The organism is Streptomyces sp. NPDC001732, assembly GCF_053596315.1.
In genome coordinates, this window is sequence record NZ_JBSFFY010000036.1 from 1 (window position 1) to 16,017 (window position 16,017).

Below are 16,017 nucleotides of genomic sequence, written 5' to 3' on the forward strand. Positions count from 1 at the left end.
CTGCGGATCGCCAACGGCACCGTGTACGGTCTCGCGGGCGCCGTCTGGGCCGCCGACGAGGCCACGGCCGTGGCCTTCGCCCGCCGGATGGACACCGGACAGGTGGACATCAACGGCGGCCGGTTCAACCCGCTCGCCCCGTTCGGCGGCTGCAAGCAGTCCGGCGTCGGCCGCGAACTCGGCTCCCACGGGCTCGCGGAGTACCTCCAGACCAAGTCCCTCCAGTTCTGACCCCTGCCGGGTCCCCCTTCCGCCCCGCACCGTCCGCCCGGTCCAGTCCCGTCGACCGTCGAGGAGCCCGTTCGTGGTCCGCGCCGCCGTACTGCCCGCCGTCTCAGCTCCGCTGGAGATCACCGACATCGAACTCCCGGAGCCCGGCCCCGGCCGGGTGCGGGTCGCGCTCGCCGCCGCGGGCGTCTGCCACTCCGACCTCTCGCTGTCCGACGGCACCATGCGGGTGCCCGTCCCCGCGGTCCTCGGGCACGAGGGCGCGGGCACCGTCGTCGCGGTCGGCGAGGGCGTCACCCATGTCGCGCCCGGCGACGGCGTCGTGCTCAACTGGGCCCCGTCCTGCGGAAGCTGCCACCACTGCGGGATCGGCGAGGTCTGGCTCTGCGCCAACGCCCTGGCCGGCGTCGCCGGCATCCACGCCCGTACGTCCGACGGCACCGAACTCCACCCCGGGCTGAACGTGGCCGCGTTCGCGCAGGAGACCGTGGTCGCCGCGAACTGCGTACTGCCCGCCCCGGACGGCATCCCGCTCACCGACGCCGCCCTGCTCGGCTGCGCGGTCCTCACCGGGTACGGTGCGGTCCACCACAGCGCCCGGGTCCGGGCCGGCGAGTCCGTCGTCGTGTTCGGCGTGGGGGGCGTCGGCCTCGCGGTGCTCCAGTCCGCCCGGATCGCGGGCGCCTCGAAGATCGTCGCCGTGGACGTGTCGCCGGAGAAGGAGGAGCTGGCCCGGCGGGCGGGCGCCACCGACTACGTCGTCGCCTCCGACACCACCCCGCGCGCGATCCGCGGGCTCACCGGCGGCCAGGGGGCCGACGTCGCGATCGAGTGCGTCGGCCGGCCGGTCACCATCCGCGGCGCCTGGGAATCCACCCGCCGGGGCGGCCGCACCACGGTCGTCGGCATCGGCGGCAAGGACCAGCTGGTGTCCTTCAACGCCCTGGAGATCTTCCACTGGGGCCGCTCGCTGACCGGCTGCGTGTACGGCAACAGCGACCCGGCCCGGGACCTGCCCGTCCTCGCCGACCACATCCGGGCGGGCAGGTTCGACCTCTCCACGATGGTCACCGAACGGATCGGGCTGGACGGCATCCCGGCCGCCTTCGCCAACATGATCGCGGGCAGGGGCGGCCGCGCGCTCGTGGTGTTCGAGTAGCCCGTCGGCCCGTCGGTTCAGCGGTCCGTCAGCTCGTCGGCCCGGCCTCCGCACGCTCCGTGGTGAGCAGCCGGGCATCCATCTCGCCCCGCTCGAAGAGCCGGGAGGCCGGGCCGACGATCAGCGGATCGGGCTCGCCCACCACGTCCGTGTCCTTGTCCGGGTAGTCGAAGCGGTGCAGCACGTGCCGGATCGCCTCCAGCCGGGCCCGCTTCTTGTCGTTGCTCTTCACCACGGTCCAGGGCGCGTCCGCGGTGTCCGTGTGGAAGAGCATCAGCTCCTTGGCCTCGGTGTACGCGTCCCACTTGTCGAGCGAGGCGAGGTCGACCGGGCTGAGCTTCCACTGCCGCACCGGATCGATCTGACGGATCATGAACCGGTTGCGCTGCTCGTTGCGCGAGACCGAGAACCAGAACTTCACCAGATGGATGCCGTCCCGGGCGAGCATCCGCTCGAAGCCCGGCGCCTGGTGCATGAATTCGAGGTACTCGCGGGTGGTGCAGAACCCCATCACCCGCTCCACACCCGCCCGGTTGTACCAGGACCGGTCGAACAGCACGATCTCCCCGGCGGACGGCAGATGGGCCGCGTACCGCTGGAAGTACCACTGGGTGCGCTCGCGTTCGGTCGGCTTCTCCAGCGCCACCACCCGCGCACCACGGGGATTGAGGTGTTCGGTGAAGCGCTTGATCGTGCCGCCCTTGCCCGCCGCGTCACGTCCCTCGAAGAGGATGACGAGGCGTTCGTCCCGGTCCTTCACCCAGTGCTGGAGCTTGAGCAGCTCGATCTGCAGGGCGCGCTTGGACTTCTCGTACGCCTTCCGGCCGAGCTTGACGGAGTACGGGTAGTCCTCGCGCCAGGCGTCCCGGGGCAGGCCCTCGGGCGTCACCAGGACCGGGTCGTCGTCGCCGCTGTCGGTCACGGCGAAGCCCGCGAGCCCGGCGCCGCCGTGGCGGGCCGCCTCGGCGAGGGCGTCCGGTGCGTCCTGCCGGGTCCCGGCCGCCGCCTTCGTCGTCCTACCGCGGCTGTTCGGTCGCTTGGCGCTCCGTGTCATCTGGGTGTCCTTCCACCGGCTGTGCCGGATCCTTCCGCGTCAGGCCAGTCTGCGTACGCGCCCGGGAGACCGCCACCCCTGCCAGGCAGAGCAGGCCCCCGCCGACGGTGAGCGGCGCGGGCACCTCGTCCAGCACCAGCCAGGACATCAGTACCACCAGCGCGGGCACGGCGTAGGTGGTGGCGCCCATCCGCCCGGCGGTGGTCCTGGCGAGTGCGTAGGCCCAGGTCGTGAAGGCCAGCGCGGTCGGGAAGAGCCCCAGGTAGACCATGTTCAGGGTGGCGGACAGGGGCGCACGGGCGGCCTCGGAGACCAGCGTGCCGGCGAACGGCAGACAGGCCACCGTGCCGACCAGACAGCCGAACGTCGTGATCTGGAGCGCGGAGCCGTGCCGCAGCGCGGGCTTCTGGAGGACCACCCCCGCCGCGTACGCCACCGCGGCCAGCACGCAGAGCGCCACGCCGAACACCGACGCGCCACCGCGCCCCGACATCGAGAACCCGACCACGACGGCGCCCGCGAACGACACGGCCATGCCCGCGACCAGCCTGCCGGGCAGCCCCTCGCCCAGCACCTTGGCGCCGAGCAGCGCGATCAGGAGAGGGCCGATGTTCACCACCATCGCGGCCGTGCCCGCGTCCACCTGCCGCTCGCCCCAGTTGAGGGCCACCATGTAGAGGCCGAACCAGAGCAGCCCGGACCAGATGATGCCCGGCCGGGCGGCCCGCGGCGGCAGCCCCTCGCGCCGCAGCACCAGCAGGGTGCCCAGCGCCAGGGAGCCCGAGAGCAGTCGGCCGAGGGCGAGCGCGCCGGGCGAGTAGGCGTCCCCCGCGCTGCGGATGGACACGAAGGCGGAGGCCCACAGCAGTACGGTGGTGCAGGCCGCGGCGGGGGCCCGCCAGTCACGGGGCGCCGCGGGGGCGGGTGTCGTCGTCATGGCTCCGACCGTAGGGCCGCGACCGTTCGGTACCTACCGAATCGATCGCGGGTCGATGCCGAGATGCTCGCGCAGCGCCCGTTCCCCCTCCGCGGTGGCCTTCACCGCGCGCCCGGACCCGATCCGTACGCACCACCGGGCCTCCAGCACGTACCGGCACAGCGCGGCGCCCGCCACGCCCGCCAGGTGCGGCCTGCGCTCCGTCCAGTCCAGACAGCTCCGTGCCAGCGGACGCCGTGATCCCGTCTCCAGCCCGATGCCCCGTGCGTCGAACCAGCGCAGGCCGTCGTCGGTCAGGGCGAACCCGGTGTCCTGCCGGAGCAGTCCCCGTGCGGTCATCGCGTCGGCGATCGCGAGGCCGAGCCGCCCCGCGAGATGGTCGTAGCAGGTGCGTCCGCGGGCCAGCGCACGGTCGGCGCCCGCCGCGCCCAGGGAGCGCGGGCGGGCGGGGACGGGGCCGGGAACGGCGTGGGCCGCCAGGTCCTCCACGAGGTGCGCGACGCGTTCGTCGGCGAGCCGCAGATAGCGGTGACGGCCTTGCCGCTCCTCGGCCAGCAGCCCGCCGGCGACCATCCTGCCGAGGTGCTCGCTGGCGGTCGACGGCGCCACGGAGGCGTACCGGGCCAGCTCGCCAGCGGTCCAGGCGCGGCCGTCGAGCAGGGCGAGGCAGAAGGCGGCGCGGGTCTCGTCGGCGAGGAGCGCGGCCAGGGCGGCCAGCCGGGGCGCGGCCGGGTCGGGGTGTGCCATGCGTGCCATGCCCACCAGGATGCGTCAGGGACGTTTCGGCGCCTGCCGAACCGTCCCGGCGGGTGCCGGCAGCCCGTACTGGAGCGAGAGGCCGTCGACCAGGGCCCGCAGTCCGGTCTCGAACGCCCCCTCGTCGACCTGCCGGCCGCGCTCGGCCAGCAGATGGGCCTGGCCGAGGTGCGGATAGTCGGCGGGATCGTACGCCGCCTCGTCGTCCACGAAGCCGCGGGCGAACGAACCGAGCGCCGAGCCGGTGACGAAGTAACGCATCAGGGCCCCGATGTACGTCGCCTGGGCGGGCGGCCAGCCGGCCCTGACCATCGCGCCGAAGACCGCGTCGGCGACCCGGAGGCCGGCCGGGCGGCGGCCCGGCCCCCGGGCGAGCACCGGGACGATGTGCGGATGCGCGGAGAGCGCCGCACGGTAGGAGACGGCCCAGTCGTGCAGGGCGGCACGCCAGTCACGGGGGTCCGACTCGTCGAACATCGACAGGTCGACCTGGGCGGACACGGCGTCCGCGACCGCGTCCAGGATCTCGTCCTTGTTGCGGAAGTGGTTGTAGAGCGAGGGCCCGCTGACCCCGAGTTCGGCGGCGAGCCGCCGGGTGGAGACGGCGTCGAGCCCCTCGGCGTCCACGAGCGCGCTCGCCGTCTCGACGATCCGGTCTCTGCTGAGGAGGGGCTTGCGCGGTCGGGCCATGCGGCACATAGTAGGGCCTGCGCATAAAAAACTAGCAGTGCTAATTAAAGGTGGGGGGTCAAGGATGAACCTGGAGCTCGGCGAGGAGCAGGAAGCCGTCAGGCGGCTCGCCGCGGACTTCGTCGCCCGGGAGATCTCCCCCCATGCCGTGGAGTGGGACCGGGCCGAGAATGTCGACAGGTCGATCGTGCGGAAACTGGGCTTCGTCGGCTTCCTCGGCCTGACCGTCCCCGAGGAGTACGGCGGCTCGGGCGGCGACCACCTCGCGTACTGTCTGGTCACCGAGGAGCTTGGCCGCGGCGACTCCTCGGTCCGCGGCATCGTCTCCGTCTCCCTGGGCCTGGTCGCCAAGACCGTCGCGGCCTGGGGCGACGAGGAGCAGAAGCGGCACTGGCTGCCGAGGCTCACCGCGGGCGAGGCGATCGGCTGCTTCGCCCTCACCGGGCCCGGCACCGGCTCGGACGCCGGGAACCTGACGACGAGGGCCGTCCGGGACGGCGACTCGTACGTCGTCAACGGCAGCAAGATGTTCATCACCAACGGCACCTGGGCCGATGTCGTGCTGCTCTTCGCCCGCACCGGCGACGCCCCCGGCCACGGGGGCATATCGGCCTTCCTGGTCCCCGCCGACACCCCCGGCCTCACCCGCCGCATCATCCACGGCAAGCTCGGGCTGCGCGGCCAGGCCACCGCCGAACTGGTCCTGGAGGACGTCCGCGTCCCGGCCTCGACGCTCCTGGGCCCGGCGGGCAAGGGCTTCTCGATCGCCATGTCCGCCCTGGCCAAGGGGCGGATGTCGGTCGCGGCCGGCTGCGTCGGCATCGCCCAGGCGGCCCTCGACGCCGCCGTGGGGTACGCGAGCCGGCGCGAGCAGTTCGGCCGGCCCGTCGCGGGCCACCAGCTCGTCCAGGAACTCATCAGCGACATCGCCGTGGACGTCGGCGCCGCCCGGCTGCTGACCTGGCGGGTGGCCGACCTCGTCGACCGCGGCGAGGACTTCGCCACCGCCGCGTCCAAGGCGAAGCTCTTCGCCTCCGAGGCCGCCGTCCGCGCCGCCGACAACGCCCTCCAGGTCTTCGGCGGCTACGGCTACATCGACGAGTACCCGGTCGGCAAGCTGCTGCGCGACGCCCGGGTGATGACCCTGTACGAGGGCACCAGCCAGATCCAGAAGCTGATCATCGGTCGTGCGCTGACGGGGGTCTCCGCCTTCTGATCCGTGGCCGCCCACCCGTGAGGGCGTCGAGCGGTCGAACGGGAGTCTGAGTAGCGAACTGAGTACGGGAACGGATGTGGTGCACGCCACTCCGCCCGATGCTGGCGGGCATGAGCGAGACAACAACCGTCAAACAGCAGGGCACCGCGGCCTTCTACGGCCAGGCGGTAGCCTCCTTCGGCGTGGCGATGGGCGCGGTGGCCCTCGGCATCTACTCCCTGGACGCCGACGCCTGGGCCCGCGGGTTCCTCGCGATCGGAGTCCTCTACCTCGTCACCTCCTGCTTCACCCTGGCCAAGGTCATCAGGGACCGCCAGGAGGCGGGCCGGCTCGTCAGCCGGGTCGACCAGGCCAGGCTGGAGAAGATCCTCGCCGAGCACGACCCCTTCCAGAAGCTCTGATCCGTCCCGGGCCCTTCCCGGCGCGATCCGCACGAGTGGCCCTAAGCGCTTGCTCAGGTTCGCGGTATGGTGTTCGTCCTGCTGACGAGAGGGGCGAGGGGCGATGGGCACGGCGGAGGAGTTCGACGGCGACGAGCCGTGGGCCGAGGTGACGCCCGAGGCGGCCAGGCGGCTGCTCGTCGCCGCCGTCGACGCCTTTGCCGAGCGCGGCTACCACGCCACCACCACCCGTGACATCGCGGGCCGGGCCGGGATGAGTCCCGCCGCGCTCTACATCCACTACAAGACGAAGGAAGAGCTGCTCCACCGGATCAGCCGGATCGGCCACGACCGGGCCCTGTCCGTCCTGGAGGCCGCCGCCGACGGTGGCGGCACGGCGGCCGAGCGGCTGGCCGAGGCCGTACGGTCCTTCGTCCGCTGGCACGCCGAGCGCCACACCACCGCACGCGTGGTCCAGTACGAGCTCGACGCCCTCGGCGAGGAGCACCGCGCCGAGATCGTCGACCTGCGCCGCAGGAGCGACGCCGTGGTCCGCCGGATCATCGGCGAGGGGGTGCGGGCGGGGGAGTTCGACGTCCCCGACGTGCCGGGCACCACGCTCGCGGTGCTCTCCCTCTGCATCGACGTGGCGCGCTGGTTCAACGCGCAGGGCAGCCGGACGCCGGACGAGGTCGGCGAACTCTACGCCGGCCTCGTGCTGCGCATGGTCGGCGCCGCGCGGTAGCCCGGCGGTGCCGGGGTCGCCGCGCCGCCGCGAGCGGGGGCGCGGCGACGGCCGTCAGAAGTAGTAGCGCGACACCGACTCGGCCACGCACACGGGCTTGTCGCCGCCCTCGCGCTCGACCGTGACGACGGCGGTGACCTGCACGCCGCCCCCGGCCTCCTCGACGTTCTTCAGGACGGCGCTCGCGCGCAGCCGCGAGCCCACGGGCACGGTGGAGGGGAAGCGGACCTTGTTCGTCCCGTAGTTGAGGCCCATCTTCATGCCCTCGACCCGCATGACCTGCGGGACGAGCGCCGGCAGCAGTGAGAGCGTGAGATAGCCGTGGGCGATGGTCGTGCCGAATGGCCCGGACGCGGCCCGCTCCGGGTCCACGTGGATCCACTGATGGTCGCCGGTGGCCTCGGCGAAGAGGTCGATCCTCTTCTGGTCGACCTCCAGCCAGTCGCTGTGCCCCAGCTGCTCGCCCACACCGTCGCGCAACTCCTGTGCGGACGTGAAGATCCTCGGCTCCGTCATGTTCCCGGTCCCTGCCCTTCCAGCTCCATGCCATTCCTGGGCGCACTGTCCAAGCGCTTGCTCAGCATGGTTCGCGGGTGCGTTCCTGTCAACGACGGACCGCGGGGGAGCGGGCAAGTAGGGTTGGAGGAGTGCCCCAGATCCCACAGACACTCCACGAACTCACGGTCGGACAGCTCTCCGCGCGCAGCGGCGCCGCCGTCTCGGCCCTGCACTTCTACGAGGCCAAGGGCCTGATCAGCAGCCGCCGCACCAGTGGCAACCAACGCCGTTACACCAGGGACGCGCTGCGCAGGGTCGCGTTCGTCCGGGCGGCGCAGCGGGTGGGCATCCCGCTCGCCACCATCCGGGACGCCCTTGCCGAGCTTCCCGAGGAACGCACCCCGAACCGTGAGGACTGGGCGCGGCTGTCCGCGGCCTGGCGTTCCGAACTGGACGAGCGGATCGAGCAGTTGGCCAGGCTGCGGGACCACCTCACCGACTGCATCGGCTGCGGCTGCCTGTCGTTGGAGAACTGTGTGCTCTCCAACCCGAACGACATCTCCGGCCAGCGGATCAGCGGTTCGCGTCTGATGCCGGAACGCCCGTCGGCCGGTCGCCCGTCGTAGGTCCGGGGGCCGGGGCTCGGGGCGGGGCGGGTGCCACCGGGGAGGCGGCGCCGGGGTGGCGCACCTCATGCCACCGATGCGAGGTCCCGCCGCCGTGTGCGCCGGGCCTCGGCCAGCGCCCCCGCGGTGAGCGCCGGCTGCGGCACCACGATCCCGCACCCCGCGCAGACCGGCCCCGGAACGGGCTCGTCCCCGGCATCCTCCCGCCAACGGAGCTCGGTGCCCGTGCATACCGGACAGGACGTGCCCGGCCCGGACTCCAGGGCCGCGATCAGCCGGTGCAGCACCTCGGCGAGCGGCGCCGACGGGTGCACCGCCGGGTCCTCGCAGCGGGCGACCCCGTAGCCGCCCCAGGTGTGCCGGTGCCAGTCGTCGAACGCGCCGGGTCTGCGCAGTCCGTCGTGCTTCTCCCGTCTGCGGCGCTCGGCGAACCCCGCCTCGTAGCCCAGCCAGACCGCCCGTGCCGCCTCCAGCTCCTCCAGCGCGCGGATCAGCCGCGCCGGGTCGGGGGACCGGTCCTCGGGCTCGATGCCGTGCCGGGCGCACAGATGGTCCCAGGTCGCCCGGTGCCCGTACGGGGCGAACCTCTCCAGGCACTTGCGCAGCGAATACCGCCGCAGTGCCAGGTCGCTCCGCGGGTCGCGGACCTGTCTCGCAAGACTCCTGAATCCGGCCACTGCACTGCCACCTCCGTCGCTCGTACTTCGCCGTCGTCGTACTTCGGTGTCAATGAGTTGACGTACGGCCCCCCGATTTGGATCCCGGGACGGCGAAGAGGTGTCCGGCGGGAGGGGCACGGCGGCGCGCGGCCGGGGGAGGAGAATGCATGTGATGATTCAGAAAATGTGACGGTTGCTCATCTTACCGACGGGGCCTACCGCCAGTAACCTCCGGCCCACAGGCCACTCGGAGGAGCGCTCATGCCCCCACGCACCGTCAAGCTCAGAGCCGCCACCGTCACGGCGGTCCTCTCACTCGGCGCCGCTCTGCTCGCGGTCTCGCCGCAGTCCGGCGCGGTCGCCGCGGAACCCGCCCCCGTCGTCGACCACTGCCAGGGACAGTGCGACGACATCCTGCCGCCCGGCGAGAACGGCAACGCCACCCTCGTCGAGATCCTCGGCAACAAGACGTTCGGCACGCACCCCGCCCACAGCGACGACCAACTCGACCGCTACAACGGCCTGGTGGCCGGACACACCGGCCTCACCGACCAGAAGCTCACCGAATTCTTCAACGACGCCTCGTTCGGCGTGCCGGAGGGCCAGGTCGAGTCCGTCGTCTCGCCGCGCGCCGACGTCACGATCACCCGCGACAAGGCGTCCGGCGTCCCGCACATCAAGGGCACCACCCGCTACGGCACCGAATTCGGGGCCGGGTACGCGGCCGGGCAGGACCGGTTGTGGCTGATGGACCTCTTCCGGCACATCGGGCGCGGCGAGCTGACCTCGTTCGCCGGCGGCGCGCTCGCCAACCAGGGCCTGGAGCAGCAGTTCTGGCCGCAGGCCCCGTACACCGAGGCCGACCTGGAAGCCCAGGTCGAGTACATCAGGACCCACGAGGGCGCCCGCGGCGAACAGGCCATGGCCGACGCCCAGGCGTACGTCGACGGCATCAACGCGTACCGCGAGAAGTCCAAGAACGGCCGCTACTTCCCGGGCGAGTACGTCCTCACCGGCAAGATCGACGCCATCACCAACGTGGGGGAGATCCAGCCGTTCGAGCTGACCGACCTGATCTCCATCGCCTCCGTGGTCGGCGGCCAGTTCGGCGGCGGGGGCGGCGGCGAGGTGCAGGCGGCGCTCTCCCTGCTCGCCGCACAGCAGAAGTACGGCGTCGCCGAGGGCACCGAGGTCTGGGAGTCCTTCCGTCAGCGCGAGGACCCCGAGGCCGTGCTGACGGTCCACGACGGCACGTCGTTCCCGTACGCCCGCAAGCCCGACCAGGCCCGTGGCACCGCGCTCCCCGACGCCGGGTCCGTCACGGCCGAACCCCTCATCCACGACCGCACCGGCTCCGCGGGCACCGACCGGAAGGCGCCCGTCGAGGCACCGGCCGGGCTCAAGAAGGCCCAGGGCATCCACGACGACGGCGTCATCCCCGAGGGCTCGCTGCCCGGATCGGGCCCCGGCGCCCAGAAGCGCGGCATGTCCAACGCCCTGCTGGTCTCCGGGAAGCACACGGCGAGCGGCAACCCGATCGCCGTGTTCGGGCCGCAGACCGGCTACTTCGCCCCGCAGCTGATGATGCTCCAGGAACTCCAGGGGCCCGGCATCAGCGCCCGCGGCGTCTCCTTCGCCGGGGTCGGCATGTACGTCCAGATGGGCCGCGGCCAGGACTACGCCTGGAGCGCCACCTCGGCCGGCCAGGACATCACCGACACCTACGCCGTCGAACTGTGCGAGCCCGACGGCACCACGCCCACCAAGGAGTCCACGCACTACCTGAACCGGGGCACCTGCACCGCCATGGAGACGCTGTCGCACACCAACTCCTGGAAGCCGACCGTCGCCGACTCCACGGCGGCCGGTTCCTACCGGATGCAGGTGCGGCGCACGGACTACGGCATCGTCACCCACCGCGCCACCATCGACGGCAAGCCCGTCGCGTACACCTCGCTGCGCACCACCTACCGCCACGAGGCCGACTCGATCATCGGCTTCCAGATGTTCAACGACCCGGACTACGTCAAGGACGCCGCCTCCTTCCAGCGGGCGGCGAGCAACATCGACTACGCGTTCAACTGGTTCTACGCGGACTCCCGCACCGCCGCCTACTACAACAGCGGCATGAACCCGGTGCGCGCGGCGGGGGTCGACCCGGCACTGCCGGTGAAGGCCGAGCGGCCCTACGAGTGGCAGGGCTACGACCCGGCCGCCAACACCGCCGATTACACCGCGTTCGCCGAGCACCCGCACTCCACCGGCCAGGACTACTACGTCTCCTGGAACAACCGGCAGGCCGAGGGGTACGCCTCCGCGGGCTTCGGGTTCGGCGCGGTGCACCGCGGCGATCTGCTGGACGACCGGGTGGCGAAGCTCGTCGAGGAGGGCGGGGTGACCCGGGCGTCCCTGACCCGGGCCATGGCCGAGGCCGCGGTCACCGACCTGCGCGGCGAGCAGCTGCTGCCCGAACTGCTGAAGGTGATCCGCTCCCAGCCGGTCACCGACCCGGAACTGAACGCCGCCGTGCAGCAGTTGGAGTCCTGGCGGGCGGCCGGCTCGCAGCGCCGGGAGAGCAGCCCGGGGTCGCACGCGTACACCCACGCCGACGCGGTACGGATCATGGACGCGTGGTGGCCGAAGCTGGTCGAGGCGGAGTTCGGGCCGGGGCTCGGCAGCGACCTGTACGGAGCGCTGACCGCCAACCTCGCCACCGACGAGTCCCCGGCGGCCAGCCACGGCCCGAGCGGCGCGCACAGCGGCTCGGCGTTCCAGTACGGCTGGTGGGGCTTCGTGGACAAGGACCTGCGCCAGGTCCTGGGACAGAAGGTCGAGGGACCGCTGGCCAGGACGTACTGCGGCGGCGGCGACCGGTCCGCCTGCCGTGACGTGCTGCTCACGGCCCTGAAGCAGGCCGTGGCGGAACCGGCCACGAAGGTCTACCCCGGGGACGACACCTGCAAGGCGGGCGAGCAGTGGTGCTCGGACTCGATCGTCCACCGGCCCCTGGGCGGAATCACCCAGAAGGCCGTCCACTGGCAGAACCGGCCGACGTACCAGCAGGTGGTGGAGTTCCCCGCCCACCGGTAGGGGGCCGGAGCCCCGCGCCGGGCGGGCCCGATTCGGGGGCCCGCCCGGCCCGTCTCACCGGTACTGGAGGTACCGCTTGCGCACGGCCCGGAACGCGGCGAGGTCCTTCGACCACGCGCCCACGACCTCGTCCGTGTCCGCGCCCGCGTCGATCATCGTGCGGACCCGGGTGTTGCCGGTGAGCTTGTCGATCCAGTTGTCGGACCGCCAGGCGAACCCGCTCCAGGTCCGCTTCGCCGTCACCAGCAGCGCGATCCCGGTGCGCACCGGGTCGAAGACCTCGCGGTCGTGGACGTGCAGCTGCACACCGCCGACCGTCTTGCCCTGGAACTTGGAGAACGTCGGCGCGAAGTACGCCTCGCGGAACGCGACCCCGGGCAGGTCGAGCGCGTTCGCCGCCGCCGCCCAGCGGTGGTCGATGCCCTCCGCGCCGAGCAGCTCGAACGGCCGGGTGGTGCCGCGCCCCTCGGAGAGGTTGGTGCCCTCGAACAGGCAGGTCCCCGAGTAGACCAGGGCGGTGTCGGGCGTCGGCATGTTGGGGCTCGGCGGCACCCACGGCAGCCCGGTCCCGTCGAAGAAGTCCGAGCGCCGCCAGCCGGACATCTTCACGATGCGCAGGTCGACCGGGCGCTCGGCGAAGAACTCCGCGTTGAAGAGCAGCGCCAGCTCGGTGACCGTCATGCCGTGCGCCTGCGCGATCTCCCGGCGGCCCACGAACGTGCCGAACGCAGGGTCGAGCACCGGCCCGAGCGCCGCCCGCCCGCTCACCGGGTTCGGCCGGTCCAGGACGACGAACCGCTTGCCCGCGAGCGCCGCCGCCTCCATGCAGTCGTACAGCGTCCAGATGTAGGTGTAGAAGCGGGCGCCCGCGTCCTGGATGTCGAAGACCACGGTGTCCACGCCGGACGCGGTGAAGACGTCGGCGAGCGGCTGACCGCTCTTCAAGTACGTGTCGTAGACCGGGAGTCCGGTCGCCGGGTCGTCGTAACGGCCCTCCGAGCCACCGGCCTGGGCGGTGCCGCGGAAGCCGTGCTCGGGGCCGAAGACGGCGATCAGGTCCACCCGGTCGTCCGGGTGCATCACATCGACGACGTGACGCACGTCGGAGGTGATCCCGGTCGGGTTGGTGACGATCCCGATCTTCTGGCCCTTCAGCAGGGAGTACCCGTCCGCCGCCAGCCGGTCGAAACCGGTGAGGACCCGGTTGCGTCCCCGGCCCGGCGCGGGGGCGGCATGCGCGGCCCCGGTCCCGGCGGCCGTGGCCGCAAGCGCCCCCACCGCACCACCGGCGGCCAGCAAACCACGTCTGGACAGGCTCATTCGGCTACCTCCATGATCGCGACCTCTGTCATGGTCACGCACGCTAGCGCGCGTTCAGGCCATACGGAATGAGCCGGACGTGACAGGTGTGACGGGTGTGCCTGCAGAACGGTGCCAATCCCCTCCGCTCCGACGTGTCGGCCCCCTCCGCCCCGTCGTGCCGACCCCTTCCGCTTCGACATACCGACCGGTTAGTCTGCCGATGAAGTCTGCGGAGAGAGGCGGGTCCGATGGGTGGCACGGTGCGGGGCGCGGGCGTGGTGGTCACGGGGGCCGGAGGCGGTATCGGCGCCGCGCTGGCCCGCCGGTTCGCCGAGGAGGGCGCGCGGGTCGTGGTCAACGACCTCGACGGGGCCGGGATCGGGCCGCTGGCCGAGGAGATCGGTGCCGTCGCCGTCGCCGGTGACGCCTCGCGGATCGTGGACGAGGCCAGGGACGCCCTCGACGGCACCGTCGACATCTACTGCGCCAACGCCGGCCTCGCCTCGCCCGGCGACGTCCTCGCCGACGAGGAGGTCTGGGCCGCGGCCTGGGACGTCAACGTGATGGCCCACGTCCGTGCCGCCAGGGCCCTGCTGCCCCACTGGCTGGAGCGCGGCAGCGGGCGGTTCGTCTCGACCGCCTCCGCCGCCGGACTGCTGACGATGATCGGCGCCGCCCCGTACAGCGTCACCAAGCACGGCGCCGTCGCCTTCGCCGAGTGGCTCTCCCTCACCTACCGCCACCGCGGCATCAAGGTCCACGCGATCTGCCCGCAGGGCGTACGCACGGACATGCTCGCCGCCGCCGGATCGGCGGGCGAACTCGTCCTCGCCCCCGGCGCCATCGAGCCCGGGGCGGTCGCCGACGCGCTCTTCGACGCCATGGCCGAGGACCGCTTCCTCGTCCTGCCGCACCCCGAGGTCGCCGGGTACTACCGGGCCCGCGCCGAGGACACCGAGCACTGGCTGGGCAGCATGAACCACCTTCAGCGCAAGTGGGAGGAGACCCGCGCATGAGCGAGTCCGGCTACGCGGCGAAGCCCTGGAGGGCGCTGCTCAGCGAGGCCCAGCGGGCCCCCGTCCACCCCGCCGAGACCCTGCTCCACGCCTTCCGCGCCGCCGCGGCCCGCGGCCCCGACCGCACCGCGCTCGCCTACTTCGACGGGCGCCTGAGCTACCGCGACACCGACGCGCTCTCCGACTCGGTGGCCGGCCACCTCGCCGCCGCGGGCCTGGAGCGCGGCGACCGGGTCGCGATCATGCTGCAGAACACCCCGCAGTTCGTGCTCGCGCTGCTCGGCGCCTGGAAAGCGGGGGCCACGGTCGTCCCGCTCAACCCCATGTACAAGTCCGGCGAGGTCGGCCACGTACTGAAGGACGCCGAGGCCACCGCGGTGATCTGCGCGGACCGGACCTGGGAGGCGTATCTGCGGGAGACCGCGGCCGAAGCCCCGAGCGTACGGATCGCCCTCACCACCAGTGAGCTGGACCTCCAGACCCGCGACGACGAACGCGTGCTCGGCTTCGAGCGGCTGCCGGTGCCCGAGGACGCCGCCGACCTGGTCGCCGTCGCCCGGCAGGGCCTCGAAGCCCCCGGGGGACGCGAACCAGCCTCCGCCGACACCGCGCTGATCAGCTACACCTCCGGGACCAGCGGCACCCCCAAGGGCGCCATGAACTCCCACGGCAACATCATGATCAACGTCGAGCGGCAGCGCACCGGGCACCCCGTTGCCGAGGGTTCCTCGTACTTCGTGCTCGCCCCGCTCTTCCACATCACGGGCATGGTGTGCCAGCTGGCCGTCTGTCTCGCCAACGCGGGCACCCTCGTGCTCGCGTACCGCTTCCACCCCGGCGTCGTGCTCGAAGCCTTCGCCGAACACCGCCCCGCCTACACCGTGGGCCCCTCGACCGCCTTCATGGCACTGGCCGCCCACCCCGACGCCACCCCCGAGCACTTCGCCTCCTTCGCGGTGATCTCCTCCGGCGGCGCACCACTGCCGCCCGCGCTCGTCGAGAAGTTCCGGGCGGGCTTCGGCCCGTACATCCGCAACGGCTACGGCCTCACCGAGTGCACCGCCCCCTGCGCCTCCGTGCCACCGGAACGGGAGGCACCCGTCGACCCGGCCTCCGGGACGCTCTCCGTCGGCGTCCCCGGCCCCGACACGGTGGTCAGGATCCTCGACGAGAACGGCGAGGAGGTGCCCTTCGGCGAGCTGGGCGAGATCGCCGTCCGCGGCCCCCAGGTCGTCTCCGGCTACTGGCGGATGCCCGAGGCCACCGCCGCCGCCTTCCCGGACGGCGAACTGCGCACCGGCGACATCGGCTTCATGGACGGTGCGGGCTGGCTCTACGTCGTCGACCGCAAGAAGGACATGATCAACGCCTCCGGCTTCAAGGTCTGGCCGCGCGAGGTGGAGGACGTCCTGTACACCCACCCGGCGGTCCGGGAGGCGGCCGTCGTCGGCGTCCCCGACCCCTACCGGGGCGAAACCGTCCGCGCCTGCGTCAGCCTCCGGCCCGGCGCGTCGGCCGGACCCGAGGAGCTGAGCGCGTACTGCCGGGAACGGCTCGCCGCGTACAAGTACCCGCGCGAGGTGGAGATCCTGACCGAGCTGCCGAAGACGGCGAGTGGGAAGATCCTCAGGCGGGAACTGCGTTCCCCCCGGTAGACCGGT

The 16,017-nt window shown here is 72.4% G+C and carries 16 protein-coding genes; 9 read left to right on the forward strand and 7 right to left on the reverse strand.

Features of this window, described 5'->3' with window-relative positions; translation table 11 throughout:
• Both ACWCXX_RS27360 and ACWCXX_RS27365 read left to right on the forward strand, forming a co-directional pair.
• Positions 1-231: aldehyde dehydrogenase family protein (locus tag ACWCXX_RS27360; protein ID WP_451131671.1), on the forward strand; the 231-nt coding region annotated here is incomplete at its 5' end.
• A gap of 73 nt (positions 232-304) precedes the next feature.
• Entirely contained in the window at positions 305-1,387 is a 1,083-nt protein-coding gene (locus ACWCXX_RS27365) for a Zn-dependent alcohol dehydrogenase (RefSeq protein WP_451131673.1), read from the forward strand.
• A gap of 28 nt (positions 1,388-1,415) precedes the next feature.
• On the opposite strand, the gene ppk2 is transcribed toward ACWCXX_RS27365, so the two are convergent.
• The 4 genes from ppk2 to ACWCXX_RS27385 are packed head-to-tail and all read right to left on the reverse strand — an operon-like array spanning position 1,416 to position 4,824.
• Positions 1,416-2,441, reverse strand: a complete 1,026-nt coding sequence (gene ppk2, locus ACWCXX_RS27370) for a polyphosphate kinase 2 (protein WP_451131675.1) — start codon at positions 2,439-2,441, stop codon at positions 1,416-1,418.
• Entirely contained in the window at positions 2,404-3,378 is a 975-nt protein-coding gene (locus tag ACWCXX_RS27375) for a DMT family transporter (RefSeq protein ID WP_451131677.1), read from the reverse strand. The genes ppk2 and ACWCXX_RS27375 overlap by 38 nt, the downstream gene beginning before the upstream one ends.
• Positions 3,379-3,411: 33 nt before the next feature.
• On the reverse strand, positions 3,412-4,134 hold the full coding sequence (locus ACWCXX_RS27380; protein ID WP_451131679.1) for an ArsR/SmtB family transcription factor: 723 nt from the start codon (positions 4,132-4,134) through the stop codon (positions 3,412-3,414).
• Positions 4,135-4,149: 15 nt separating this feature from the next.
• Entirely contained in the window at positions 4,150-4,824 is a 675-nt protein-coding gene (locus tag ACWCXX_RS27385; RefSeq protein ID WP_451131681.1) for a TetR/AcrR family transcriptional regulator, read from the reverse strand.
• A 64-nt stretch (positions 4,825-4,888) separates the two neighbouring features.
• Here ACWCXX_RS27385 and ACWCXX_RS27390 point away from each other — a divergent pair, with 64 nt between their 5' ends.
• The 3 genes from ACWCXX_RS27390 to ACWCXX_RS27400 all read left to right on the forward strand — a co-directional run bounded on the left by ACWCXX_RS27390 (position 4,889) and on the right by ACWCXX_RS27400 (position 7,165).
• Positions 4,889-6,040 carry an acyl-CoA dehydrogenase family protein gene (locus tag ACWCXX_RS27390; RefSeq protein WP_451131683.1) on the forward strand — a complete coding sequence of 384 codons (1,152 nt, stop codon included), beginning with the start codon at positions 4,889-4,891 and terminating at the stop codon, positions 6,038-6,040.
• 110 nt (positions 6,041-6,150) lie between these two features.
• Complete coding sequence (locus ACWCXX_RS27395) at positions 6,151-6,441, forward strand: YiaA/YiaB family inner membrane protein (RefSeq protein WP_451131685.1); 291 nt, start codon at positions 6,151-6,153, stop codon at positions 6,439-6,441.
• 103 nt (positions 6,442-6,544) lie between these two features.
• Positions 6,545-7,165 carry a TetR family transcriptional regulator gene (locus ACWCXX_RS27400; RefSeq protein ID WP_451131687.1) on the forward strand — a complete coding sequence of 207 codons (621 nt, stop codon included), beginning with the start codon at positions 6,545-6,547 and terminating at the stop codon, positions 7,163-7,165.
• Between the two features lie 54 nt (positions 7,166-7,219).
• Here ACWCXX_RS27400 and ACWCXX_RS27405 read toward each other — a convergent pair whose 3' ends face one another.
• Positions 7,220-7,681, reverse strand: coding sequence for a MaoC family dehydratase (locus tag ACWCXX_RS27405; protein WP_451131689.1), 462 nt, complete (start codon positions 7,679-7,681; stop codon positions 7,220-7,222).
• 131 nt (positions 7,682-7,812) lie between these two features.
• On the opposite strand from ACWCXX_RS27405, the gene soxR reads away from it, so the two are divergent.
• Positions 7,813-8,289 (forward strand): redox-sensitive transcriptional activator SoxR, encoded by a 477-nt coding sequence (gene soxR, locus ACWCXX_RS27410; protein ID WP_451131691.1) that lies wholly within the window; start codon positions 7,813-7,815, stop codon positions 8,287-8,289.
• Positions 8,290-8,354: 65 nt separating this feature from the next.
• Here the strand turns inward: soxR and ACWCXX_RS27415 are convergent, their stop codons facing one another.
• The gene (locus ACWCXX_RS27415) at positions 8,355-8,966 is read right to left on the reverse strand and encodes a hypothetical protein (RefSeq protein WP_451131693.1); all 612 of its coding nucleotides are present in this window, start codon (positions 8,964-8,966) and stop codon (positions 8,355-8,357) included.
• Between the two features lie 243 nt (positions 8,967-9,209).
• Between ACWCXX_RS27415 and ACWCXX_RS27420 the strand changes: the two genes are divergently transcribed.
• Positions 9,210-12,038: a penicillin acylase family protein gene (locus tag ACWCXX_RS27420; protein ID WP_451131695.1), complete on the forward strand. Its 2,829-nt coding sequence runs from the start codon at positions 9,210-9,212 to the stop codon at positions 12,036-12,038.
• A gap of 54 nt (positions 12,039-12,092) precedes the next feature.
• Here ACWCXX_RS27420 and ACWCXX_RS27425 read toward each other — a convergent pair whose 3' ends face one another.
• A complete protein-coding gene (locus tag ACWCXX_RS27425; protein ID WP_451131697.1) occupies positions 12,093-13,358 on the reverse strand; it encodes an exo-beta-N-acetylmuramidase NamZ family protein in 1,266 nt (421 codons plus the stop codon).
• A gap of 230 nt (positions 13,359-13,588) precedes the next feature.
• Between ACWCXX_RS27425 and ACWCXX_RS27430 the strand changes: the two genes are divergently transcribed.
• Both ACWCXX_RS27430 and ACWCXX_RS27435 read left to right on the forward strand, forming a co-directional pair.
• The gene (locus ACWCXX_RS27430; RefSeq protein ID WP_451131698.1) at positions 13,589-14,356 is read left to right on the forward strand and encodes an SDR family oxidoreductase; all 768 of its coding nucleotides are present in this window, start codon (positions 13,589-13,591) and stop codon (positions 14,354-14,356) included.
• Positions 14,353-16,011, forward strand: coding sequence for an AMP-binding protein (locus tag ACWCXX_RS27435; RefSeq protein WP_451131700.1), 1,659 nt, complete (start codon positions 14,353-14,355; stop codon positions 16,009-16,011). Before ACWCXX_RS27430 ends, ACWCXX_RS27435 begins: the two co-directional genes overlap by 4 nt.
• Positions 16,012-16,017: the final 6 nt, after the last annotated feature.

Excerpts from the sequence above, each read along its gene's own strand:
- ACWCXX_RS27380 (WP_451131679.1), bottom strand. The coding sequence starts at position 4,134 with ATGGCACGCATGGCACACCCCGACCCGGCCGCGCCCCGGCTGGCCGCC.
- ppk2 (WP_451131675.1), bottom strand. The coding sequence starts at position 2,441 with ATGACACGGAGCGCCAAGCGACCGAACAGCCGCGGTAGGACGACGAAG.
- ACWCXX_RS27405 (WP_451131689.1), bottom strand. The coding sequence starts at position 7,681 with ATGACGGAGCCGAGGATCTTCACGTCCGCACAGGAGTTGCGCGACGGT.
- ACWCXX_RS27435 (WP_451131700.1), top strand. The coding sequence starts at position 14,353 with ATGAGCGAGTCCGGCTACGCGGCGAAGCCCTGGAGGGCGCTGCTCAGC.
- ACWCXX_RS27430 (WP_451131698.1), top strand. The coding sequence starts at position 13,589 with ATGGGTGGCACGGTGCGGGGCGCGGGCGTGGTGGTCACGGGGGCCGGA.
- ACWCXX_RS27400 (WP_451131687.1), top strand. The coding sequence starts at position 6,545 with ATGGGCACGGCGGAGGAGTTCGACGGCGACGAGCCGTGGGCCGAGGTG.
- ACWCXX_RS27395 (WP_451131685.1), top strand. The coding sequence starts at position 6,151 with ATGAGCGAGACAACAACCGTCAAACAGCAGGGCACCGCGGCCTTCTAC.
- ACWCXX_RS27425 (WP_451131697.1), bottom strand. The coding sequence starts at position 13,358 with ATGAGCCTGTCCAGACGTGGTTTGCTGGCCGCCGGTGGTGCGGTGGGG.
- ACWCXX_RS27385 (WP_451131681.1), bottom strand. The coding sequence starts at position 4,824 with ATGGCCCGACCGCGCAAGCCCCTCCTCAGCAGAGACCGGATCGTCGAG.
- ACWCXX_RS27420 (WP_451131695.1), top strand. The coding sequence starts at position 9,210 with ATGCCCCCACGCACCGTCAAGCTCAGAGCCGCCACCGTCACGGCGGTC.
- ACWCXX_RS27390 (WP_451131683.1), top strand. The coding sequence starts at position 4,889 with ATGAACCTGGAGCTCGGCGAGGAGCAGGAAGCCGTCAGGCGGCTCGCC.
- ACWCXX_RS27375 (WP_451131677.1), bottom strand. The coding sequence starts at position 3,378 with ATGACGACGACACCCGCCCCCGCGGCGCCCCGTGACTGGCGGGCCCCC.